21 protein-coding genes are annotated in these 24,131 nt (G+C 31.7%); 6 read left to right on the top strand and 15 right to left on the bottom strand.

Annotated features, from left to right (window positions below):
- The first annotated feature begins 46 nt into the window (after positions 1-46).
- The 3 genes from EW093_RS14265 (at position 47) to EW093_RS14255 (ending at position 4,109) form a co-directional block, all read left to right on the top strand.
- Entirely contained in the window at positions 47-1,705 is a 1,659-nt protein-coding gene (locus EW093_RS14265) for a glycoside hydrolase family 3 protein (RefSeq protein ID WP_149569050.1), read from the top strand.
- Between the two features lie 3 nt (positions 1,706-1,708).
- Positions 1,709-2,560, top strand: a complete 852-nt coding sequence (locus EW093_RS14260) for a GNAT family N-acetyltransferase (protein ID WP_149569049.1) — start codon at positions 1,709-1,711, stop codon at positions 2,558-2,560.
- A 61-nt stretch (positions 2,561-2,621) separates the two neighbouring features.
- A complete protein-coding gene (locus EW093_RS14255; protein ID WP_149569048.1) occupies positions 2,622-4,109 on the top strand; it encodes a glycogen synthase in 1,488 nt (495 codons plus the stop codon).
- On the opposite strand, the gene udk is transcribed toward EW093_RS14255, so the two are convergent.
- Together udk and EW093_RS14245 are read right to left on the bottom strand one after the other, a co-directional pair.
- Positions 4,110-4,721 (bottom strand): uridine kinase, encoded by a 612-nt coding sequence (gene udk / locus EW093_RS14250; protein ID WP_149569047.1) that lies wholly within the window; start codon positions 4,719-4,721, stop codon positions 4,110-4,112. It abuts the gene before it with no gap.
- Complete coding sequence (locus EW093_RS14245; protein ID WP_149569046.1) at positions 4,711-5,505, bottom strand: hypothetical protein; 795 nt, start codon at positions 5,503-5,505, stop codon at positions 4,711-4,713. Before EW093_RS14245 ends, udk begins: the two co-directional genes overlap by 11 nt.
- A 109-nt stretch (positions 5,506-5,614) precedes the next feature.
- Here EW093_RS14245 and EW093_RS14240 point away from each other — a divergent pair, with 109 nt between their 5' ends.
- Complete coding sequence (locus EW093_RS14240; RefSeq protein ID WP_149569045.1) at positions 5,615-7,489, top strand: ABC-F family ATP-binding cassette domain-containing protein; 1,875 nt, start codon at positions 5,615-5,617, stop codon at positions 7,487-7,489.
- A 22-nt stretch (positions 7,490-7,511) separates the two neighbouring features.
- On the opposite strand, the gene recA is transcribed toward EW093_RS14240, so the two are convergent.
- The 6 genes from recA to rpe all read right to left on the bottom strand — a co-directional run bounded on the left by recA (position 7,512) and on the right by rpe (position 13,139).
- On the bottom strand, positions 7,512-8,582 hold the full coding sequence (recA, locus tag EW093_RS14235; RefSeq protein ID WP_149569044.1) for a recombinase RecA: 1,071 nt from the start codon (positions 8,580-8,582) through the stop codon (positions 7,512-7,514).
- 80 nt (positions 8,583-8,662) lie between these two features.
- Entirely contained in the window at positions 8,663-9,109 is a 447-nt protein-coding gene (gene dtd, locus EW093_RS14230) for a D-aminoacyl-tRNA deacylase (RefSeq protein ID WP_149569043.1), read from the bottom strand.
- Positions 9,110-10,222, bottom strand: coding sequence for a tetratricopeptide repeat protein (locus EW093_RS14225; protein WP_149569042.1), 1,113 nt, complete (start codon positions 10,220-10,222; stop codon positions 9,110-9,112). It abuts the gene before it with no gap.
- On the bottom strand, positions 10,215-11,564 hold the full coding sequence (locus EW093_RS14220) for a right-handed parallel beta-helix repeat-containing protein (protein WP_149569041.1): 1,350 nt from the start codon (positions 11,562-11,564) through the stop codon (positions 10,215-10,217). Before EW093_RS14220 ends, EW093_RS14225 begins: the two co-directional genes overlap by 8 nt.
- On the bottom strand, positions 11,561-12,412 hold the full coding sequence (locus EW093_RS14215) for a tetratricopeptide repeat protein (RefSeq protein WP_187759723.1): 852 nt from the start codon (positions 12,410-12,412) through the stop codon (positions 11,561-11,563). Before EW093_RS14215 ends, EW093_RS14220 begins: the two co-directional genes overlap by 4 nt.
- Before the next feature lie 52 nt (positions 12,413-12,464).
- Entirely contained in the window at positions 12,465-13,139 is a 675-nt protein-coding gene (gene rpe / locus EW093_RS14210) for a ribulose-phosphate 3-epimerase (protein ID WP_149569039.1), read from the bottom strand.
- Positions 13,140-13,237: 98 nt separating this feature from the next.
- Here rpe and EW093_RS14205 point away from each other — a divergent pair, with 98 nt between their 5' ends.
- Entirely contained in the window at positions 13,238-14,215 is a 978-nt protein-coding gene (locus EW093_RS14205; RefSeq protein ID WP_149569038.1) for a tetratricopeptide repeat protein, read from the top strand.
- Positions 14,216-14,233: 18 nt separating this feature from the next.
- Complete coding sequence (gene greA, locus EW093_RS14200) at positions 14,234-16,915, top strand: transcription elongation factor GreA (protein ID WP_149569037.1); 2,682 nt, start codon at positions 14,234-14,236, stop codon at positions 16,913-16,915.
- Between the two features lie 44 nt (positions 16,916-16,959).
- Here greA and EW093_RS14195 read toward each other — a convergent pair whose 3' ends face one another.
- The 7 genes from EW093_RS14195 to EW093_RS14165 all read right to left on the bottom strand — a co-directional run bounded on the left by EW093_RS14195 (position 16,960) and on the right by EW093_RS14165 (position 24,127).
- A complete protein-coding gene (locus tag EW093_RS14195; protein ID WP_149569036.1) occupies positions 16,960-17,529 on the bottom strand; it encodes a hypothetical protein in 570 nt (189 codons plus the stop codon).
- A gap of 131 nt (positions 17,530-17,660) precedes the next feature.
- On the bottom strand, positions 17,661-18,089 hold the full coding sequence (locus EW093_RS14190; protein WP_149569035.1) for a V-type ATP synthase subunit K: 429 nt from the start codon (positions 18,087-18,089) through the stop codon (positions 17,661-17,663).
- 13 nt (positions 18,090-18,102) lie between these two features.
- Positions 18,103-19,881 carry a V-type ATP synthase subunit I gene (locus tag EW093_RS14185; RefSeq protein ID WP_149569034.1) on the bottom strand — a complete coding sequence of 593 codons (1,779 nt, stop codon included), beginning with the start codon at positions 19,879-19,881 and terminating at the stop codon, positions 18,103-18,105.
- A 13-nt stretch (positions 19,882-19,894) separates the two neighbouring features.
- Positions 19,895-20,494, bottom strand: a complete 600-nt coding sequence (locus tag EW093_RS14180; protein ID WP_149569033.1) for a V-type ATP synthase subunit D — start codon at positions 20,492-20,494, stop codon at positions 19,895-19,897.
- A gap of 3 nt (positions 20,495-20,497) precedes the next feature.
- Positions 20,498-21,796: a V-type ATP synthase subunit B gene (locus tag EW093_RS14175; RefSeq protein WP_149569032.1), complete on the bottom strand. Its 1,299-nt coding sequence runs from the start codon at positions 21,794-21,796 to the stop codon at positions 20,498-20,500.
- Between the two features lie 6 nt (positions 21,797-21,802).
- Positions 21,803-23,569, bottom strand: a complete 1,767-nt coding sequence (locus tag EW093_RS14170) for a V-type ATP synthase subunit A (protein WP_149569031.1) — start codon at positions 23,567-23,569, stop codon at positions 21,803-21,805.
- Positions 23,570-24,127 (bottom strand): DUF2764 family protein, encoded by a 558-nt coding sequence (locus EW093_RS14165; RefSeq protein WP_149569030.1) that lies wholly within the window; start codon positions 24,125-24,127, stop codon positions 23,570-23,572.
- Positions 24,128-24,131: the final 4 nt, after the last annotated feature.

Below are 24,131 nucleotides of genomic sequence, written 5' to 3'. Positions count from 1 at the left end.
GAAAATATGTTATATTTAACTGATTTTAAACGTATAAGGTTGGTAAATGTTAAAAAAGCATATAATTATAACAATATTAATTAGTATTTTTGCACAAAATATATACTCACAAGAGGTAGATTTTTACTCTGAACTACCAAATAAAGAGTTAAGTGACTTAATTATCTCACAGATGAGTGATGAAGAACTTTTAGGCCAAGTCCTAATGTTTAGTTATGAAGGAGATAGGGTCTCTGCAGAAAACTTATATTGGGTTAAAACAAAATCTCTTGGCTCAATAAAAATATTTGGTTGGAATGCAACTAGTCTTTATAACATGGTTAGAACAATATCACGTTTACAAGAGGAAGCTAAAAATAAGAGATTCAAAATCCCCCTACTTATTGCCACAGACCAAGAGGGTGGATGGGTTCAACATATAAGGGGTAACCTATCAACTACCCCAGGGAACTTAAGTCTTGGTGCAACAGGGAATTTAATTGACAGCTATAATACTGGAGTATTAATTGGGAATGAACTAAAAACAATTGGTATTAATATGAATTTCGCTCCAACTGTAGACATATATCAAAATAAAAATGCTGATGTAATTGGGCCTAGATCATTTTCAAGTGACCCAGTACTTGCAGCAAACCTATCTGTCGCATTTTTTAAAGGTTTAGATAAAACAAGGGTTATTACAACAGCAAAACACTTTCCTGGACACGGAAATACTGATAAAGACTCCCACGGAACTCTTCCTATTATAAAAAGCACCTTAGATGACCTATATAAAAATGATTTAATCCCTTATCAACTTTTATTTAAAGAGAGTGTCCCTGCTGTTATGATGGGTCACCTAGGATTCCCAAACATAACAAAAACCATTGAAGCAGCCTCCCTATCAAAGGAGTTTGTTACAGATCTACTAAAAGAAGAGATGGGTTTTAAAGGTGTTGCAATTACAGATGACCTTTTTATGCATGGAGCAAGGGTTGATGGATTAACATTTGCCGACGAGTGTAAGTTAGCACTTTTAGCAGGAAACGATATTTTATTAGTTTCAAAGACAGCAAGATTTCACCAACAAATTTGGGATGGTCTACTAAAGGATATGAAAAGTGACCAAGAACTAAAAAATAGAGTAATAGATGCGGCAACTAAGGTTTTAAGATTAAAACTAGAGTATTTAAAGGGAGAAGGTAGCGTAACACTAAACCCACAAGTATCAGATATAAAAAATATTCCCTTTGATGGAACTGATGAATTTATACAGAGCCAAGCAGCTAGGAGTATAACTGTTGTTAAGGATAAAAACTTTCCATATATAAATGCAGATAACAGCGATTCAGTACTGCTTATTAGTAACTACAATAGATTTATGACAATAGGAAAAGAGTTCTATCCTGAAGCGAAAAGAACTTGGATCATTGATCCTGAGACATTTAAAAATGTAAAAGATACTGCAAACTACTTTGATACTGTTATCTTCTGCCTTACTAGTAAAACAAATCTAAGGGTATTAGAAACCTTAAAAGAGTATAAGGGGAAATTAATTGTTCTCTCATTTTTAACTCCTGTATATCTTGATGAGCTACCATGGGTAGATACTTTTATTGCAGCCTATGGCCAGGGAGAAGAGTCAATGCGTGGTGCATTTTCCGCTTTAAAGGGATTTACACCTGCTAATGGAACATTTCCCTTAAATTTTAAAGAGATGGAATAATTAGTGCCTTGGACAATTTCAGACAAAAATGATCTTATAGATATTATTAAATTCCTACAAGTATATGAATGGAAGAACATTCAAGCTTTGTCAGAATACCTATCTGAAGGAAATTATAAACAACCATTAAGAGGTAGTGTTTTAACTATTATTTATAGGGATAATGGGGTCATTACCAGTCTGATTGTCATAACAGCTAAGGGTCTTTTATATCCTATAATTAGGATGACAAGCCAAGAAAAAATATCATCTAAAAATGAGTTGATTAGAATTTTAGCCTCTATTAAATTCAATACCCACGGGATTATTGGATTAAAAGATGATGTTGATTATTTAGACTCAATAATCTTTAAGAGAATAAGGGGCATTAATAACTACATTCTGCTACACAGAGACAATAATATTAAACTTATAATAGATAATACCCACAATATATTAAAAGCTTCACCTAGGGATTTAAATAGATTATTACCCCTTGAGATTGAGTACCAAAAAGAGGAAGTACTACTTAATCCTAAAGAGCTAAATAAAAAAGCCACAATGCTAAATTTTAAAAAAAAATTACAAACTGATGATGTGTACTATATTTATGAGAATAACATTGCCATAAGTAAGTGTGGAACTACTTATAAGAGTAAAAAATACACTCTAATAGGTGGTGTCTTTACATGGAAAAGTAGAAGAAACCTGGGATACTCTACAAACTTATTAAAATATATGATCAATGAAGAGGAAAAGAAAGGGTTAACATCTGCTCTTTTTGTTAAAAGCAGCAATAGTGTTGCTCTTCACTTATATAAAAAGCTTGGATTTATAGATCCAGTAGATTACAAAATAAATTATTATTACAACTAATTTAATTTGTTTGACATATATCATTCTGATCCTTAAAATTATATTTATTAAGGAATGAATAATGGAAAGACTCAAAATACTAATGATAGCTAGCGAAGCATACCCTTTTGCAAAAAGTGGAGGTCTAGCAGATGTTGTATCATCTCTCTCTGCTGCACTATACTCTAATGGATACGATGTTAAAATTATACTTCCAAGGTATTATTCCATTGATATTAATAAGTTAGATGCAATCGAAGAACCAATGTGTATTAATATGGATTATGGTGAGGAGTGGGTAAAAGTTTATAAATCATCACTACCTAATACAGATGTACCAATCTACTTTATTGACCATGAAGAGCTATATGGCCGAGATGGATTATACGGACCTTCCCCAACAGAGGAGTATCCAGATAACTCTAGAAGATTTTCTGTTTTATGCAAAGCTGCATTTACCTTTTGTAAATTTATTAACTGGATCCCTAATATCATGCACTCCCACGATTGGCAATCTGCTCTTATTCCGGCACTATTATACAATAGTGACATTGATCCTGATTTTTACTCAACAGCCTCTGTATTAACCATCCACAACCTAGGTTATCAAGGTTGGTTCTCCTTTGGAGATATTAACTTTACTAATTTGGATATCTCAAGAAATAGCCACAATGATGGGATATTTAATTTCCTAAGAACAGGAGTTGCCAAGGCTGATGTTTTAACAACTGTAAGTCCTACTTACTCTAAGGAGATACTAACCCCTGAGTATGGACACAACCTGCATGATCTACTAAAGAGAAGAGAATCAGATCTTTTTGGAATCTTAAATGGTTGTGATTATGAGTTATGGAATCCAGAACTAGATAGACATATTTCACCCTTGAACTACTCAAAAAATGATCTAGAAAATAAGAGTATTATTAAAAAAAATATCCAAAAAATGGTAGGCCTAGAAGTAAGTAGCTCAATTCCACTATTTACAATTATAACTAGATTAGTAGATCAAAAAGGGATAGGAGCCCTATGTGGACCAGGCTATGGAAGTCTATTTAATATATGTCACGAACTAAATATTCAGATAGTTATTTTAGGAACTGGAGAGTCCTGGTGTGAGGATGAATTAAGGATATTAGATGAAAAGTTAGATAATCTAGTCTTTATAAATACATTTAATAATGAACTAAGCCATCTCCTAGAAGCTGGTGCCGATTTTTTCCTAATGCCAAGTAAGTATGAACCCTGCGGTCTTAATCAAATATACTCATTAAAATATGGAACTCTACCAATTGTTAGAAATACAGGTGGTCTAGCAGATAGTGTTAAATGTTATGAAAATAGAACTGGTACTGGTACAGGTTTTATATTTGATGATCTAACACCAAGAGCAATATACGACACAGTAGCGTGGGCTACCTGGGTCTGGTATAATAAAAAGGCAGATATACTTGATATGCAACAAAGAGCCATGGAGGAAGACTTCTCCTGGGAGATCTCAGCTAATAAGTATGGAGAGATCTATCAGTGGGCACTAGATAGAAAAACAAATAGATACCCACGTAGTTGGTAGTTAAGATAAATCCTTAAGATAGGAGACTAATACCTGAAGAGCATTTTGATTAAACCCTCCCTCAGGAATTATTATATCAGCATAGGATTTAGTTGGTTCAATAAACTCATAGTACCCAGGTCTAACTATATCAAGATACTGGGTGACTACAGAGTCTAAAGTTCTACCCCTCTCCTTAACATCTCTAGTTAGACGTCTAATAAACCTAATATCATCTGGAGTATCAACAAAAATTTTAAGGTCTAATAGATCTCTAATACGTTTATCCCAAAAAAGCATAATACCTTCAATAATTACAACCGTTTGACTATTAACAGATTTTCTCTTCTCCACCCTAGAGTGATTAACAAAATCATACTCTGGCATCTCTATACTCTTTCCATCCTTCAAATATTGTAACTGTTCTAGTAAAAGATCACTATCAAAAGCATCCGGATGGTCAAAATTAAATGATGTAATGTTATTATTATTCACATAAGTAGCAGTTTTATAATAATTATCTTGGGGAATAAATACAAATTCTGATACTATCTCTTCAATCTTTTTTACAATAGTAGTCTTACCAGAACCAGAACCACCTGTTATTCCAACTATAGTTACCTTATCCTTCATATTCATCTATTTTCATCTCTAAATCTGCTAATTTTACTTGAAGGGCATGAATAGATTTTTCTAACCTAACCTTTTCAGACTCTAACTTCTTAATTGTGATCTTTGGTTCAGGCTTACTTTCATTAATTTCAGCTCTAACTTCATTAGGACTTAAACCCTGTTTAAATGACTCTTCTGCTTTTTTTCTCTGATTATTATCCTTCACACCTGCAACAATTTTCATGTTATCAAAACCAAGGGAAGGTTCAACATCCATTGCATAAACTTTCATAATATTTTTTGCAGCAGAACGATTCATACATAGAGCTCTATCAACATAATCTTCAAACTCTGCATGATTTCTTTGACATAGATCGTACGCTTCAACTAAAAGTTTACCAAAGTCCTTCATAAGTTGTCCATTCTGTGTTAAATAATTCTCTTTAATCTCCTTAGTAAGATTTAAAAATTTATCATCAGAATTGAAAATATTAATATAGTATTTCTTCTCTTCTGCAACATCTAATAAACTATGAAATGTATTCCAAAAAGAGACTGTATGAGCTCTACTACTTCTATCTGGGTCAATTTTTGTAAACTGTATATGGTGTGCAAATTCATGTATTGCAGTATATATTAGAGCGTTATCATCTTTAAAATTTCTATTATGGATTAGTATTTCACAAGTCTCTCGATTATATAATCCATCAACTTTAGTACTCTCTTTCCCAGTAAAAACAACACTAAAATCTTCAACACTACTATCTAATTCTAATAATATTTCCTTTACTTTATCTTGATTCATAAACCCCTCCGATCAACTGTATTCTAGTACACTTTCACTATATTTATCTATAAAAAATAGCAAAAAAAAAGCGAATTTAATTCACCTATCTATTGTTATTTATGTTGTTATGTTAAAGTCAGTTATGAATTTAATATCTATAGATAAATTATCCCTTATAGAAAGTGATAAAGAATTAATAAACAATGTATCATTTGGCGTAGATTCTGGTGATAAACTAGCACTAGTTGGAGTTAATGGATGTGGAAAATCTACACTTTTAAGAGTATTGACTGGTTTAAAGAGGGATTATACTGGAAATATTGCTAAAAATAATGACCTTAAAATTAGCTATCTACGACAAAAAATAGTTTTTAATAAAAACCATACAATACTTGAACACATTTTAGATTCGGAAGGATCGATCATGGAGTGTATAAAAGAGTATCATAACTGCTTAGACTCAATGAGTAAGGGTAATGATGAAGAAGATCGATTTGCCACCCTCTCTTTAAAAATGGAAGAGTTAGATGCCTGGGAGATTGAATCAAAAATAAAAAGTATTCTAGGTGAGTTAGGAATAGATAATGAAAACCTAAGGATGAGTGAGCTCTCAGGGGGTATGCTAAAAAAAACAGCCCTAGCCCACGCTCTAATACAGGACTATAATTTACTACTACTAGATGAACCTACAAACCATTTAGATATAGATACAATAACATGGTTACAAAACTACTTAGTAAAAAGTAAAAAGGCTCTAATATTAGTTACCCATGATAGATATTTCCTTGATAATATAACCAATAGAATAATTGAAATAGATGATAAAAGTATCTATTCTTACAATGGTAATTATTCATATTATATTCAGAAAAAACAGGAGCGAAGGGAGTCTGAAGAAAAATCACAAAATAGATTATCCAATATACTTCGTAGAGAGACTGAGTGGTTAGCGAGAGGTCCTAAAGCTCGAACTAGTAAGGATAGAGGAAGAATAAACAGAGCCTATGATATGATGGATCAAGTCAAAAGCTTAGAAGTCTCCTCTTCAGATTTTTCTATAACCGATAGAAGACTTGGAAAGAAAATTCTTGAATTAAAGAATATCTCTAAATCATTTGATAACAAAAAAATAATAAAGCCATTTTTTTATACATTTAAACGTGGAGAGAAGATTGGTATCGTAGGAGATAACGGCTCTGGTAAAAGTACTTTTTTAAACTTATTAACACAAACTTTACCTACTGATAGTGGTACAGTGGATAAGGGTATAAATACACATATAGGATACTTTGATCAAATGGGGCGGGAACTACCTAATGATTTAACAGTAATGAACTTCTTAAAAAGTATTGCTAGTGTAATAACCCTAGATGATGGTAGAAGTTTAACACCAACTCAATTTTTAGAACTTTTCCTATTCCCAAAATCACTGTTCCATGTTCTTATTTCTGAGATATCAGGAGGTGAGAAAAAGCGGCTATATCTTATAAGTATATTACTTACTAATCCAAACTTTTTAATTCTAGATGAGCCAACAAACGATTTTGATATACAAACATTAACACTATTAGAGGACTTTTTAACAGATTATTCAGGTTGTTTAATTATTGTATCCCATGATAGATACTTTTTAGATAAGGTTGTTGATTTTCTTTTTATTTTTGATGGTGATGGTAATATCAAGGGTTTTTCAGGTAACTATTCAGACTATTCCGAATATAAGGCAGAGCAAAAAAAAGAGATAAAAAAGAATAAAAATAAAGGTGTTAAAGAGATAAATAGGCAGGATAAAAAAGGCTTAACCTTTAAAGAACAAAAAGAGTTTGACCAGCTTGAAAATCAGATAGAGATAATTGAAAATAAAATTTCAGATTTAGAATCGAGTTTTACCAAAGAAACTAATCCCGATGTTATATCAGAAAACAGTAAAATATACTCAAACCTAAAAAAGGAGTTAACAGATAAGTATACTAGATGGGAAGAGTTAGGAGAAAAAGTTTAAATAGCCCACAAAGGGGCTATTTTTATTTGTTAGCAGGCTGCTTAGCGGCAGCTTTTGTTGTTTTTTTATCAGTTTCAATAGGTGTAACTTCACCAAATATTTTCTTTCGAACTAAAATATCAAGTTCATTAAAGATCTCTGGGTTTTCATCAAGATAAATCTTAACATTTTCTCTACCTTGACCAATTTTAGCATCTTTATATGAGTACCAAGCACCACTTTTTTGTATAAAATCAAATTTAAGAGCCCCATCTAATAGACTAGCTGTAGCTGATATACCCTTACCAAAAATTATTTCTAATTCGACCTTTCTAAAAGGAGGAGCTACTTTATTTTTAACAATCTTAACCCTAACTCTATTTCCTGTAGCATCTTCTTGCCCTTTGGACATAGTCTCTATTTTCCGAACTTCCATTCTTAAAGAGGAGTAAAACTTTAATGCATTACCACCAGTTGTAGTCTCTGGATTCCCAAACATAACCCCAATCTTCATTCTTATCTGGTTGATAAAAATTAGGCTACATCCAGACTTAGATATAACTCCTGTTAATTTACGTAAGGCTTGACTCATAAGTCTAGCTTGTAGTCCCATGTGGGAGTCACCCATATCCCCATCAATTTCAGCTTGGGGAGTTAAAGCAGCGACAGAGTCAACTACGATTATATCCACAGCTCCTGATCTTACTAAAGACTCAGTAATTTCCAAAGCTTGCTCACCTGTATCAGGTTGAGATATCCAAAGGTCATCTACATTAACACCTAAATTTCTTGCATAAGCAGGATCCATAGCGTGCTCTGCATCAACAAATGCAGCAATTCCACCCATCTTTTGGCACTCCGCAATTGCATGAAGAGCCAGTGTAGTCTTACCAGATGATTCAGGCCCATAAATCTCAATAATCCGGCCCTTTGGGTATCCACCAACACCGATAGCCTCGTCAAGTAGTATAGAACCAGAAGGAATAACTTCAACTTTAAGTTTTTCAGCCTCTCCCATACGCATTAAAGAGCCCTTACCATACTGTTTATCTATCTGTAACTTTGCAGCCTCTAAAGCTTTTAGTTTATCTTCTTTTTTATCATCAATAGCCATATACACCTCTAATAATATAATACACTTAAAATTAGTATTAATTCAAAGTATCATACTACTAAAAAAATGTTAAGTAGAATTTATTTTTCTTTACTATCTAAAATTATTGTTACCGGGCCATCATTGAGATACTGAACTTTCATATCAGCTTGAAAAACTCCACTTTGAATATTTAAACCAGTTTGGCTAAGCTTAGAAATAAAATTTTCATACATTAACCTTGCCTCATTAGGTTTAGCTGCTCGCTCATAGGATGGTCTTCTTCCCTTTTTACAGTTAGCAAGAAGAGTGAATTGTGAAATAACAAGAATATCATGACCTAAATCCATTGAAGAGAGATTCATAACATCATCAATGTCATTAAAAACCCTTAAGTTTGGAATCTTTTTAATCATCCAATCTAAATCTTTATCATCATCATCCACATCAAAACCAACATAGACTAATAAACCAACATCAATTTGACCCTGTATTTCACTATCGACCCTAACACTAGCGTCTCTGACTCTCTGTATAACTGCTCTCATTTAATTTTTAACTATGTACTGCATTACAGTTTTTGCTTCAAGGTAAAAAGTGTTGTTTCTAAGAACAACTTTTCCTAATACTTCAATAGGTTGATTCTCTTGAATCTTAACATTTTCATTTAACTCTACAGGAATTACACCATCTAGAACTTTACCGTTCTCATAACCTACAAGAAATGAAAAGTGTATTTTTTTATCTTTAATTTCTAGATTTGATAATCTGCCTTTCCACTTTACAATACAACCTTCATACTGATATATATTGTTTGCTACATCAAAATACTCTATTTCATCAGAATAACTAGTCCATTCAGGTTCAACTAAATAACCACTTAAAAGTTCAGCCTTTTTCTTTATTGTTTCATTTGCATTTGAATACTTTATAAGATTCAAGTAACTAAGAACTAAATTATCCTTCTCTTGCTTAAACAGTAGTGATGCTGTTTTAAAGTACTCTTCTATTTGTGCACTACTAAAAGTATAAATGGATTGTTTTTCAAAGTCTAAATAGTTCTTATCTAAGCTCTCTAGACTAAAATCCATAACTCCTACACGATCTTCATTTAAATTATTTTTTGAAATATTAAGATTTATAAAGTGTTCTGCTAAATCTAGTTTTACAAACAGAACTGAGAATAAAACTAATACACTGACTATTATTAATGAAACAATTGTACCTCTAGTTGGTAGCAATAATTTTCTTGGAACTAATTTATCTAGCTTTTTTGAGTGTATAAAGCTCTCTAGATCATCCATAGTAGAGTATTTTTTAAGAGTTGTTAAACCTTTTTGTGCAATTTTATTACTTGGGTCTTCATCTAGAATATCTAACCAAATTCTAATAGCACTATTAAAATCCCTTCTTTTTAGCCCTAAAACAGCTAAATAGAGGGAACTCTCAATATCCCAATGGATTTTCTGTCCTCTATCAAAATACAATTTCGATCCAGCATAATCTCCAGTATAAAAAAAGGCTTTACCTAAAATTGGGTAGAAATCCTTATTTTCCAAGAAAAGAGGTACTTTAGGTTCTAATAGACGTATAACCCTTGAATACTCTCCTCTATTTAAATATAACTGTCCTAACTTTATCTCTTTTGGCTTCTTACTCATTTCTCTCTTTCAGCTTCTCTAAGATGTCATCTTCATTAAAATTATATCCTGATACATCCTCACCTCTTTTTTTCTTCTGAATATATTCCAGCATTAAAAGAAGTTCTTCCTTATCAGTTTTTATTTTTTTATTTTCTACTATATTGTCTTCTACTATATTATCTTCTACTATATTATCTTCTACTATATTGTCTTCTACTATATTGTCTTCTACTATATTATCTTCTACTATATTATCTTCTACTATATTATCTTCTACTATATTATCTTCTACTATATTATCTTCTACTATATTATCTTCTACTATATTATCTTCTACTATATTATCTTCTACTATATTATCTTCTACTATATTATCTTCTACTATATTATCTTCTACTATATTATCTTCTACTATATTATCTTCTACTATATTATCTTCTACTATATTATCTTCTACTATATTATCTTCTACTATATTATCTTCTACTACATTATCTTCTACGACTTTATCATCTGCCTGTAGATCGTTCTCTCTCTCTAGGGTTATCCATTTCTTTTCTTTAACAATTGTAGTTTTTTCTTTATTAACTATTTTATTTGATACAAGATTTATCCCAAATTTAAAGACAACTGATTCATTAGGCTCTATATACTGTCCATTAAATACCAAACCTATCCCAGAGTCATTTATCGAGTAATAACCATAGGAGAATAATCCTCCGGCCTTAGGAATATATGGCCACTTTTTACTAAAGGCTAAACGATCCCAATTTCCAAGAATTACACTATCTGGTTTAGTGAATCCTTTATCTGTTAATCTAAACTCAATAAACTGTTCTCTTTCATTTTTAGACTTAATAGAGAAAGGAACCTCTAAGTTATTATATGTTTTCTCATATTTAACAATTTTATCATCATTAACAATAAAATGCTCATGACTATCTTCCCCAAAATAAGTATCGTACATTAAATAAATTCCAAAATTTCTATTTACATCTGTTCTATTTATTAACTCTATAGAGTAGTCAAACCCAAGATTGTTAATTTTATATATCTCAATAACATCAGCAGAGTCAGATCTCCATTTTATTTCAAACTGATTTTCACTTACGGTAATGGCGAACTTTGATTTATCCCTTAAATAAAATCGTTTATCGCTGTCTTTTATATAAATCCTGGAGTTAAGGTAGTTTACAGAGTCTAAAACTGTAGTAATCTCACTACTTTTACCTTTTAAATATAAATCAATGTACCCATCCCTACTCTCTTTAATTCCAAAACTGGAATTTTCTAGAATATTTGACTCAGAAAATAGTGATATAGTTATAAGTAAGTATAGTAAAAATATTTTACTTTTCAATTTGAAACTCCTAACTCTTCTAAAACTTTCATTTCTAGTTCATCTAATAGAGCCTTTTCTATATAATCTAATTCACTACTCTCCATAGGCTTATCAGACTTATCTTCTACTTTAATTATATTCTCTTTATCACTACTTTTTTCATTTTTTTTATCTACTAAGTAGTATTTTGATAACCAATCGAAAAACTCATCCTTATTTTCAAAGCTATCTAAAAAATTTGATATGTACTTTTTATCTGAATTAGTTGCCTCTTTCTGCTCAATAGAGACATATTCAGATAACCATGAAGCCTTATCTAGAGTTGTGATTTTATCTGATGAATTCTTCTTTTCCATAATAGATAAAATATTATCTATATTAGTAATCCTATTTAGAGCAATCTTATTATCAGGATATATTTTTAGGTACTGTTCAAAGGACTTTTTAGCTAATTTTAAGTTAGAGAGTTGTAAATATGTCTCTCCAATCCAAAATATAGCTGCATTAGCATAAAAATTAAATGATTTATTTCTAGTAAACTGATTAAACAGTAGTAAAGCATCATCATACTTTTTTAATTTGTAGAAAATTTTACAATATAAAAACCTAGAGTCTTCATAATATGAAGTTTGAATTGTAGCTTTTCTAAAAAAAAGTTCTAGGGTACTTTTAGACTGATCATAGAGGTTTAACTCATACAGTGCTTTTGCCTTCCAATAGTAAGCCTCATTTAATAGTTTATTATTCTTTGCTATAACTAAATTAAAATGGTATACAGAGTCTAAGTAACTCTTTTTTGAATAGTAATCTATCCCTTTTACCATATCATTATCAACTAAAACTTCTGCAAAGCAAAAATTTGACATTATTATTATATAAAAAACTATCAAAATTTTATTGGAAGACATAATACCCCGTTTAATACCCTTTAATTATTTTTAATTCTTCTTTAGGATTTTGTGCCCCAAAAAAAGCAGATCCTGCAACAAATACATCTATTCCTGATGAAATGACCTTAGAAGCAGTGTTTCTATTAACTCCACCATCAATGGAAATTAAATAATCAAAACCTCTCTCTTTTTTAATGTCGGCAAGTTGTGTAACTTTAATTAATGTATCTTCTATTAAAGTTTGTCCTCCAAAACCGGGATTAACAGACATAACCAAAACCAGATCTACAAAAGGGAGAATATGCTCTAAAACAGATACAGGTGTAGATGGAATAATGGACACTCCACATTTGCAACCTAAATCTCTAATTCTTTTTAGAGTACTATTTAAGTGTAAATCAGCCTCATAGTGGATTGTTAAATAGTTTGCACCAGCGTTAATAAAATTTTCAATTTGATTACCTGGATTATTGACCATTAAGTGAACATCAAAGACCTTGTCAGTTAACGGTCTTATATCCTCAACAAGTTTATGACCAAAAGTTATAACAGGTACAAATGATCCATCCATAACATCTAAATGAACCCAATCTGCACCAGCTTCGTTAATTGTATTAATGGCTTCTCCCATTTTTGAAAAATTTGCACTTAAAACGGAAGGTGCACTTATGATTTTTTTATTTTCTATATCTTCATCTTTCATATTTTAATAATACCACCTATTTAATATTATAATCAAATACAGATTATTTTATGTAGGTTTGTTGACTCTCCACCCTTAACTGATGTATTCTTAGAGGAATGCGAAGTGGTGTAAAAAAGAACAAAAGGTTAAGCGAATTTAATCAAAAGAGCTTTGAAAAACATTTAAACTTTGCCAAAGATTTTTTATACCAAGGTAAAATAGAAGAATCATGGGATGCATTTCATGATGCTTTGGTGATTAATTTCGAGAGTATCGAAGCTAAATCTGGTATGAAAATAGCAGGGTATTGGAAGGAACGTCAAGTAAAACTTGATAAAATTGATGATTTTTTTGAAAAAGGTGAGTATTTACTTAGGGAAGCAAAGAGTTTTACTAAGAGTTATATACATCAAAACTCAATATTAATCGATCATGGTGTTAAAGATATTGAACACTGGATTTACAATACCGCTTATATATCTTTCAAAAGATATAGTGAGCTAACTAATAATGAAAAGAATCCTGATCTACTATTAAAGCAGGGTTTTTGTCAAAAGATACTGGGTGATTATGATTTAGCTCAAAAATTACTAGAAGAGGCGGTTACTATTACAAAAAACAGCTCTTCTATTTTAGCCCAGTTGGCAGATGTTTACTCATTAATTGATGAAGAAAAACATTCAAAATTGTTTTTTAGGGAGGCTTTTTTTATTGCTCCCCAGGATATTGATTTAGACTCTTTAGAATCGATGATTATTAAAAAGATTATCGAAAACTTAGAGTATAAAGAGTATCCTTTAAATGAATTAAAAGAGTGGATACCTGTATATGGTACAATCTTAGGACTTTTTTCAGTGAAAAAAGAACTAAAACCAATTGAAGTTGGACTACTAAAGCAGAGTATATACTCGCTTAACAATCAACTAACTATTGGAGAGATTAATAGAGGAATCGTAATTCCTAGATTAATTAATCACTATTTTAGACTTTTAGATTTTTTTGTTTCGACAAATGCTACTAAAACAGAGATTGAAGAAATTTTATTGAATATTAAACTATTAGATAAAAAAATTTACGACTTATACTTAAATTAGATAGAGGTGTTTTTAAAGATGAGTGAAACTATTAATAAATTAAGCGATATGCTTAAGGAAGAAAAATGGACTGGAAGCGGTATTGCATCTTGGAGCATTAGTAATTTTAATATCCTAAATGATTTATTAGAAGAAATTACGGAAAACAATGAAGCGGATGAAGCAATGGAGCTAACAAATGAACACTTAGAAGGTTCTAAAAATAGTTTAATTGCACTTTATTTATCAGGAATGATTTCATTAGAAACTCAACTTGTTGATGATACTAGTTTTATCATCTTAATTAATATCTTCGTGAAAAATTCTAAGTGGAATATTGTTAAATACTTATGCGACAAAATATTAGAGTTTGGTGAGAATAAACAAGCATTAAAAACTTTAGCAGAATACTATACTCAAGAGAATGATAAAGAAAATTTATACGCTGTATGGGAAAGATTAATCAAAATTGATTATGAAGAAGCTGATATTATTAAAAAACTAGCTATTGCTAAGGAAGAAGCTGGAGATATTGACCATGCCGTTAGCTATTATAAAAAAGCTATTTACAGATATATTAACAAAAAAATGGTTGGTAATATTGGTGAAATTTGGAGTAAATTAGTCGAGTATTGCCATACTGATATTGATTTCTTTATTCATGTAGCAAATAAAAACACAAAAATAATTGGTGCTGAAAAATCAATTATTCTTTTAGAAGAACTCTATCCTAAATTTAATGAAGAAGAAGATTGGGATACATGTATAATAATTTTAAAGAAGATTCTTATATTAGATCCTAAATATGGTTGGGCAAGAAAAGAGATAACTAACTGTTTTAAAAATAAATATTCTGATAATAGTCATCTTGACGAATATATAAGATTATCTAATTTAAGCCAAGGCTGGAGACATGTTCACGATGCAATATCAGATTTTGAAAAACATATCTCCTTTGATGCTGGAAACTTTGTATACCATAGAACATGGGATATTGGGGTAATTAAAAATATCGATGGTGATAATATCATTATTGATTTTGTTAAAAAAAGAGGCCATTCAATGTCTCTAAAAATGGCTGTGAACTCTTTAACAAGTTTAAATAAAAAGCACATTTGGGTATTAAAAGGTGTTATTGCTAAGGATAAATTAAAGGCAAAAGTTAAAGGTGATGTAAAATGGGCTTTAACTACAATTATTAATAGTTTTGAATCAGCTGATATGAAAAAAATTAAAGCTGAACTTGTACCTTCTGTGTTAACTCCAGGTGAGTGGACTACTTGGGGTGCAGAGGCTAGAAAAACATTAAAAACTGATTCAAGCTTTGGTAACCTACCTGATAACCTTGATAAATTTATTGTTAGAGATAAGCCTATATCATATGAGGAAAAAGCATACAATAAATTTAGAGCTGACTCAAAGTTCTTTAATAGACTTGAAGTTATTAATGAGTTTTTAGAAAACTCTGATCCAGATTCTGAATTTTTTGGAGAGATGTTCTCATACTTCACATCTTTCTTAAATACAGCAAATGTGAATGAGTATGTAGTAACAAGTTATATTTTTGTTAATAATATAATGAAGGTTTATCCATTTTTAAACCCAGGCATTAACTATAGTTTTAATGAACTTTTTGATGACATTGAAAAATTAGAAGAACTATTCTCTAATATAAAATTAGCTGATTATAAGAAGGATTTTCTCTCACTTATAAGAACTAACTGTGAAGATTGGGTAGATATTTTTGTAAACCTATTTCCATACTACTTAAATAAACACACTGTAGAAGTACTTATTCATACTGGACATAAAGATAGAGTTATCTCTCTTTTTAAAGATATTATAACCCACCATCGTGAGTTCAGAGAGTCTCTAATTTGGCTTGCTAGAAATGCTGATGAAGAGAACTGGTATGAAAAACTAGATATAAGTTATAGTGAACTTTTAGTTAATCTTATTCAGTTATTAAGAGTGACTTATAGGGATATTGAAAATAAAAAAGACGCTGCTAATAATAGAAAGTACAATAGACAGATATTAAGCTTCCTATTTAAAGAGGGTAGAATTAATACTTTCATAGACGAATTTGATCAAGATGAAGTAGCTAGACTATTTAGTATTATTAATGATGTTAAGGAGTTAGATCCTTCAATTAGATTAGGATTAAAAGATAAGATTGCTTTAAAATTCCCTAAGATGAAGTTTTATGGAGAAGAAGATGTGGAACAAACGTTCTCTTCTGCAAGGGGTCTATACTGCTTAGAAGAGAGTTATGCTAAAAAGCAGAAAGAACTTAAACATATTTTAGATGTTGAAATACCTAAAAACTCTAAGGAGATTGGTATTGCAATTGAGATGGGAGACCTTAAAGAGAATGCTGAGTATAAAGCAGGAAAAGAGAGACAAGAAAATCTTAATATAACAATTGGTAGATTAAAAGAAGAGATTGGTAAAGCAAAAATTGTTGATCCTGATAGTGTTGATTCTTCAAAAGTATCTTTTGGTACTTCTATTATGTTACATAACATTGATTCAAATGAGAATGAGAACTATATAATACTTGGTACATGGGAATCAGATCCTTCTAATAGAATTATATCATATATGTCTCCTTTAGGAGCTGAACTCTTAGGTCATGTAGTAGGAGATGTTCTTAGTTTCGAAATTAACGAACGAATGTTTAACTACAGAATTGATTCAATAGATAAATATAATTTTTAAAATATAAAAAACCACACTTAGTGTGGTTTTTTTTATACTCTATTTTATATATTTGTAACTGACTCGCTTAGCTCTTCACTAAGAATTAGTTTCTCTTCTTCACTCATCTTTGTATCGAGTCTTAATAGATCACAACCGTAGGATAGATTTTTAGGATTATGATATTGATCTGATATACCAAAGTGCTTCATCATTATATGGGCTAATGTAGTCTCATAACATGTTTCTGATATAAATATGGTATTGGTCTTTTCAAAGGTCGCAGCATTAGGCCATGAGTCAACACCAGTATCATGTAAGCTCTTAACTAATACAAGATTTATTGTATCGTTATGTGGAAAAACTGAAATCTCTTTGTGTTTCTCAACAGAAAAAAAGTGTGGGTTTGAATTCAATAGATATGATTTTGTTATTCTATTATCCATATTAAAATCAAATATAGATGTTCCATCATCTAAGATCTTTTCCACATATGTAATGGATATAATAGGAAATGATAAATAAAATCCATTACTCCTAAAGATTTCTTCGGTTTTCTTGATAAGTTTAAGAGAAGACTCCTTGGTAAGCCTACATCCTTCTGTAATATAGACATTAATACCTATTTTTTTCATTTTTTTACTCCAATTTTTAAATTATTTTAATTAATTATTACCTAGATTTCCCTTATAGTCAAATCAAATATTAATAACTATTAATAAAAAAAGGGTAGATTTCTCTACCCTTCTATATCTTTTACTAAGGATTAAACAACTAACATTAAAAATACCATTACAAAAAGGGCTACAGTCTCAATAAGACCAACAACCATAAGGTAATTTGTAAATCCTTTCCCTGTTTCTGCTAAGGCATCAGCTGCACTTGCACCTGCTTTACCCTGCATCATTGCAGAAGCACCCATAGCTAAACCACCAAAAAGACCAGCTGCAAAAACCTTTGCAGGAGACTCAGTTGAAGATAAAAGACTTCCCATAAGTATCCATCCGTAGAATAACTGTGTTAATGGAGCTCCAACAAATGTTACAAGTGTAAATGGTGCAGGTTTACCTGTTGCAAAACATTTTTTCCAAGCACCAATTGCAGCTTGACCTGCAAAACCCATTCCTAACGCTGAACCAATACCAGCTAAACTTAACGAAGCGGCGAATCCTAATAATCCTAAATCAAATTCCATAAAAATAATCTCCTTAATTATGTATATAATTTTTTTCCCTAAAAGGGCTATATTTAATACCTGTCCAATTTAAACCAGAATGATTTGAAAACTCCAAAACGTTTAATCTGATTCCATGAACAAGTACTGATAGAGCAGCCATTGCTATATTAAAAGCATGACCAACTAATAAAATAAGTAATCCTGGAATAATCATTCCATTTCCACTTTCAATCATTGGGGCAGCCATAAAGTTAAAACTTTGGGCAACTGCTATTCCTGCTAGACCTACCGCATATAATCTTACATAAGAGATAATATCAGAGAAAACTCCAATTGAATCTAAGATTTTTAGGGGTAAACCTGCAATACCAAATAAAAGACTTTTGAAAAAGTTTCTATCATTTGTTTGCTCACCAAAAATTATAACAACTACAAACCCAACAATTATCGATGTAAAAGCCCAACTAGGCATAGGATACATAGTTGCATCTAATACCATATTTAAAACTAAAAAGTATAGACCTAATAACATTAAAGCCCAACCTAGGTCAGCTATAGCAGCAATTCCTTTCTTAATTTCACAGAAAAAAGAGAATATTCTTGCAAGGAATAGATGTATTAAAGCAATATCAAAGCAGAGTTTCATCACTTGAGCTCCAGTGGAGATCTGTGGTAATTGAAAAGTTTGCATTATTGCTAGACCTTTTATAGATTCACTAGCGAACCATGTTCCAGTAAGTGCTCCCCAGATAACTGTACATGAGGATAAATAGTAAAATAGAGCTAATGGAGTGTTAAATTTTTTAATTTTAAACTGCACAGCTGCAGTAATCAATAAAAATATCATACCATATCCAGCATCTCCAATGATCATTCCAAAAAATAAACCAAAAAATACTAGGAAGAATGGACTTACATCCTTTTCCCAATAGCCAGGTAAATTTCCTAAGAAATCCATAACTGGGTGTATCATTGATACAATTTTACCACTTTTTAACAGAGTAGGAGTTTCATCACCTTCTATAGGATCCGACAAACCAATTCCCCACCCTTTTTTTGAAGCTACCAACTTGAAATCTTCAACCTTTTCAGTTGGAATCCATCCCTCTAAAACAGAGAAATCTTCATCATATCCCATACCAGCCTTAACTTTTTCAAACTCTAGCCTATCTTCTAACAATTTTTTATAGGTTAAAATATTATGGTGGTATTTAGATAGATCAGAAATAGATTGCATAAGACCTTTAATTTTTACTTTAAGAGAGTCTAAATGCTTTAATGAGCCTTCCATTCCTAATTCCGGTGGTTCGAATACTACGTAATTCTCACTTAAGTCACCAATAACAGCTATAAGATTACCTAATTTAGTGTGACCTAAATTAAAGTAATTTAACTCAGCTGGAATATTAGCATATTGTTCCTTACTAAGTTCTACAAGAGAAACTTTTATGCCCTTATCTTCAAGCAGCTTAAGATCTGAAGGATTAAAATCACCCCATGGTTCTAAAAGTTCAATATCTCTATTAATTTTTGCAACTTCTTCTTCAAGAGCTGTAAGTTCAACTCCTTGATTAACAACTAAATCAACTTTACTTATAACTTCTTCTTCATCAAATTTTAAATTATGACTTAAAGCGTGTTCTTCAGTAAAACGAAGAGATGTTTCAACATGTTTTATTTTTTCTTCTATAGCTTTAACATTTTCATTTAAGCCAAAGTTTTCACTAAGGTGCAAAATACCAAGTTTCTTTAAACTCTTTAATGAATTCTGTTTATCTTTATCTAATAATACTATAGATACTTTCTTCATCTGAGCTATCATATCATGACACCTTTACCAATTTTTTCTTTGCTATCTTTCCTCGAACAACAGAAGCTGTCTGTTGGTCTCCTAGATACACAGCAATTTTCTTAATATTACTCTTAGTTTCAGGTATTTTAACCTTTTCAAACAGATTAACCCTTTGAGTTGTCACTCTAAGTTCCTCTCCTAAAAGTTTAGCCTGTTCTCTAAGAACCTTAATCTCCAAATCTAACAGCATAACTTGCTTTAACTTCTCAACTGCTTTATCAACCCAAAGTGGCATCAAAAATAAGTCATAAGAAACATCTTCAAACTCTGCTCCTACAAAAATGGGGATATTCACACCTGCAATATTACCATTCTCTGTAACAATTCGTTTAACTGTTAGTAAATTTCCATCAAGACCTACGTCTTCACCAAAAACTCCTATCCAGGATTTAAACTCCTCATTAATCATAGAGATTTTACTCTCTACATCTTCAACCTTCAACTCCACTTGACGAATTTCCATTTGGAGTTGTTGTTTTTTTAGAATAAGAGTAGGTAGATATCGCTGATACATTTTAAGAGCATCTTTCTGTTTTTTTTGCTCATTTTTAGTAAGCTTTATCTTTGCCATACCCTACTTCCCTTCAGGCCAATACTGATTAATTAAATCAGTTTTAAGACCAGTTTCATCCTTTTCAAAGCATGATGCTAATATTTCCCAACCTAAATCTAGTGCCTTTTCTAAAGGTATGTTAACTGATAAGTCCATCATACCCTTTTCAAATTGTTTACCATACTTAAGTAGTTTCTCGTCCCACTGAGACATATTAAATCCCATTGATTTTTTCTCTACAGATGATTTGTAAGCTGCGTACAACTTAATCATACCATCCATAATGGCTCTATGGTCATCCCTAGTTTTATCATTAACCTGTTGTTTTAAACGGGATAGCGAACCAAATGGCTCAATTCTTCCATTCTTTAGATAGTACTGTCCCTCTGTAATATATCCTGTATTATCAGGTACTGGATGAGTAACATCATCACCAGGCATTGTTGTTACACCTAAAATAGTTATAGACCCAGAACCTTCAAAGTCTACAGCTTTTTCATATCTTGATGCTAACTGGGAGTATAAATCACCAGGATAACCCCTGTTAGATGGAACCTGCTCTTGAGTAATAGCTATCTCTTTCATAGCATCTGCAAAGTTTGTCATATCAGTTAATAACACTAAAACTTTCTTACCTTGAAGTGCAAACTTCTCAGCAACAGCTAAGGAGATATCTGGAACCATTAATGACTCTACAACAGGATCTGATGCAGTATGAACAAACATTATTGTTCTACTCATTGCACCACCATTCTCTAACTCTTCCTTAAAAAATAGGTAGTCATCATATTTAAGACCCATTCCACCAAGAATAATTAGATCAACTTCAGCCTGCATTGCAATTCTTGAAAGAAGTTGGTTATATGGTTCTCCAGAAACTGAGAATATTGGTAATTTCTGAGATTCAACTAGTGTATTAAATAAGTCGATCATAGGGATACCAGTTCTTATCATGTTCCTTGGAATAATTCTTTTTGCCGGATTTACAGAAGGCCCACCAATAGTTATGAGATTTTCTGTTAATTCAGGGCCATTATCCCTAGGTTTACCGGACCCATCAAATATTCTTCCCTGTAGGTTTTCAGAGAAAGACACCCTCATTGGGTTTCCTAAAAATCTTACTTCATCTCCAGTGGATATACCCCTTCCACCAGCAAAAACCTGCATAGAAACAAGATCACCATCTAATTTAATAACTTCAGCTAGTGTATCCCCATATGTTGTAGACACTCTTGCTAACTCTCCGTATTGAACATCCGTCGCTTTTACAGAAATAACGTTTCCTGAAATTGACTCAATTTTACTATATACTTTTCTCATACTAGCCTACACCCCTACCTTAAGTAGTTCAGCTGCGGTACTATCCAACCCAACTTTCTTTTCATTTAAAGTTTCTAACATCGCTTTTTCTCGCTTATAGAACTCATCTGTTTTCCACTCAACACCATTGTAATCAATAAATGCCTGTCTTAATGCATTGAAGAATATTCTGGCTTCATCCTTATCTTCAAATGAGAATTCAGCACCCATAATTTCTAAAATATATGCAAAAATATGCTTTTGTCTATCAACAATTACTGCTGCATCAACTGGATCAAAGGAGTTTTGCTGTAAATATACAGCATCTAAGAAATCTGATTTTAAGTAGATTGTAAAATCACTTAAAGCAGTTCCCTCTTCACCTACAACTTTCATCATTGCTTCAATTTCACCACCTCTAAAGAGGATTTTTCTTGCATAATTTACAGCATCAACATTTAATACACTTGGGTATTTACTCCAAGAATCCATAGGATCAATTGCTGGATACTTTCTAGCATCTGATCTCTCTCTACTTAAACCATGGAATGCTCCAACAACCTTAAGAGTTGCTTGTGTTACCGGTTCTTCAAAGTTACCACCAGCAGGAGAAACAGTTCCACCAATTGTTACAGAACCCTCTCGGCCATCTTTTAATCTTACAATACCCGCTCTCTCATAAAATCCGGCTATTACAGACTCGAGATATGCAGGGAAAGCCTCTTCTCCAGGGATCTCTTCTAGTCTTCCTGACATCTCCCTCATAGCTTGAGCCCATCTGGAAGTTGAATCAGCTAGAAGTAAAACATTTAGACCCATCTGCCTGTAATATTCAGCAATAGTTACAGCTGTATATACTGACGCTTCCCTTGAAGCAACTGGCATAGATGATGTATTACAAATTATTACAGTTCTTTCCATTAAAGAGTTACCTGTCTTAGGGTCAATTAACTCTGGGAACTCTTTTAAAGTCTCTACAACTTCTCCAGCTCTCTCACCACAAGCAGCAACAATTACGATATCTACTTCAGCATTTTTACTAGTAACCTGTTGTAGAACAGTCTTTCCAGCACCAAATGGACCAGGAATACAGTACGTACCTCCTAATGCTACAGGTAAAAATGTATCAACTAACCTAACTTTAGTAACCATAGGCTTAGTTGGTTTTAATCTTTCAGAATAACAGTCAATAGCTCTTTTTACTGGCCATTCGAAATACATTTTTACATCAAATGTATTACCTTTTTCATCCTCAAGAACAGCAATAACATCATCTACTTTATATTTGCCCGCTTCTTTTATGGATTTCACACTATATTTTTTTAGATAGTTAAATGGAACCATAATCTGGTGAACAAAAGGTCCCTCAGGAACACTACCTAATGTATCTGCCTTTTCTACACTATCTCCAACTTTTGCAATTGGAGTAAAATCCCACTCAACTTCTCTATCTAATGCTTTTAAGTAAATTCCTCTTTCTAGAAAGAATCCAGCCGCTTCAGCTAGCTCAGGAAGTGGATTTTGTAAACCATCATATACTTGTTTTAAAAGGCCTGGACCTAATTCAACTGCTAATAATTCGTCAGAAAATTCTACACTATCTCCAATACGAATACCCTTAGTCATTTCAAAAACCTGCATTTGACAAGTATTCCCCAAAATTCTTATAACCTCGGATTTAAGTTTTTTGTCATCTACAAGAATGTAACCAACTTCATTCATGGAAACAGTTCCAGTTACTTCTACAGTAACCATATTACCGTTAACACCAATGATCTTTCCTACGCTTTTCATCTATATCTCCGATCCACCAGCTTCATAAGCTGTAAGTATATTTTTATATATTTCCTTATATTTCTTAAAACCTTTATCTGTATCAAAATTTGATATTCTATCCAATATTTGAAGTTTTAAATAATAGATTACTAAAAAAGTGATATCAAAATAGTGACCAACACTTAAAGATTCTAAAAAAGATAATCTAGCAACATTAAGATATGTTTCTGCTTCTAATGGTGACTCAATCTTAAAAGCTTCTGAGGCAATTCTTTGAGTATCAAAGACCATATCACCAGTTCGGACATACTCCTCTGCTGACTTATTGATTTTTGCTGCTCTTAGTTTTGCTAACTCATTTCTTAATGACTTTTCCCAATCCCAGCATACTTTTGCTACTCCTGATAAAGAGTTCTCATTTTCAGGAATTTTAATACTACTATTAAAGAGTATTTTAAAATCTCTCTTTGAAAGATGTAGCTCACATGTACTTAAGAATGACTCTAAAGTTATGCTAGGTATGGACTCTAGTGATAATATAGGTAAAGAAGCTGCAGTAAAATAATACTGTCCCATAATG

It is taken from the genome of Thiospirochaeta perfilievii (assembly GCF_008329945.1).
GTDB lineage: Bacteria > Spirochaetota > Spirochaetia > DSM-2461 > DSM-2461 > Thiospirochaeta > Thiospirochaeta perfilievii.
Note: the sequence above shows the minus strand (reverse complement) of the source record. Positions and strands in the feature narration are given on the sequence as shown.

Coding starts and splice junctions, on each gene's coding strand:
- EW093_RS14265 (WP_149569050.1), top strand. CDS start 47: ATGTTAAAAAAGCATATAATTATAACAATATTAATTAGTATTTTTGCA.
- EW093_RS14255 (WP_149569048.1), top strand. CDS start 2,622: ATGGAAAGACTCAAAATACTAATGATAGCTAGCGAAGCATACCCTTTT.
- udk (WP_149569047.1), bottom strand. CDS start 4,721: ATGAAGGATAAGGTAACTATAGTTGGAATAACAGGTGGTTCTGGTTCT.
- EW093_RS14245 (WP_149569046.1), bottom strand. CDS start 5,505: ATGAATCAAGATAAAGTAAAGGAAATATTATTAGAATTAGATAGTAGT.
- EW093_RS14240 (WP_149569045.1), top strand. CDS start 5,615: ATGTTAAAGTCAGTTATGAATTTAATATCTATAGATAAATTATCCCTT.
- recA (WP_149569044.1), bottom strand. CDS start 8,582: ATGGCTATTGATGATAAAAAAGAAGATAAACTAAAAGCTTTAGAGGCT.
- dtd (WP_149569043.1), bottom strand. CDS start 9,109: ATGAGAGCAGTTATACAGAGAGTCAGAGACGCTAGTGTTAGGGTCGAT.
- EW093_RS14225 (WP_149569042.1), bottom strand. CDS start 10,222: ATGAGTAAGAAGCCAAAAGAGATAAAGTTAGGACAGTTATATTTAAAT.
- EW093_RS14215 (WP_187759723.1), bottom strand. CDS start 12,412: ATGTCAAATTTTTGCTTTGCAGAAGTTTTAGTTGATAATGATATGGTA.
- rpe (WP_149569039.1), bottom strand. CDS start 13,139: ATGAAAGATGAAGATATAGAAAATAAAAAAATCATAAGTGCACCTTCC.
- EW093_RS14205 (WP_149569038.1), top strand. CDS start 13,238: ATGCGAAGTGGTGTAAAAAAGAACAAAAGGTTAAGCGAATTTAATCAA.
- greA (WP_149569037.1), top strand. CDS start 14,234: ATGAGTGAAACTATTAATAAATTAAGCGATATGCTTAAGGAAGAAAAA.
- EW093_RS14195 (WP_149569036.1), bottom strand. CDS start 17,529: ATGAAAAAAATAGGTATTAATGTCTATATTACAGAAGGATGTAGGCTT.
- EW093_RS14190 (WP_149569035.1), bottom strand. CDS start 18,089: ATGGAATTTGATTTAGGATTATTAGGATTCGCCGCTTCGTTAAGTTTA.
- EW093_RS14185 (WP_149569034.1), bottom strand. CDS start 19,881: ATGAAGAAAGTATCTATAGTATTATTAGATAAAGATAAACAGAATTCA.
- EW093_RS14180 (WP_149569033.1), bottom strand. CDS start 20,494: ATGGCAAAGATAAAGCTTACTAAAAATGAGCAAAAAAAACAGAAAGAT.
- EW093_RS14175 (WP_149569032.1), bottom strand. CDS start 21,796: ATGAGAAAAGTATATAGTAAAATTGAGTCAATTTCAGGAAACGTTATT.
- EW093_RS14170 (WP_149569031.1), bottom strand. CDS start 23,569: ATGAAAAGCGTAGGAAAGATCATTGGTGTTAACGGTAATATGGTTACT.
- EW093_RS14165 (WP_149569030.1), bottom strand. CDS start 24,127: ATGGGACAGTATTATTTTACTGCAGCTTCTTTACCTATATTATCACTA.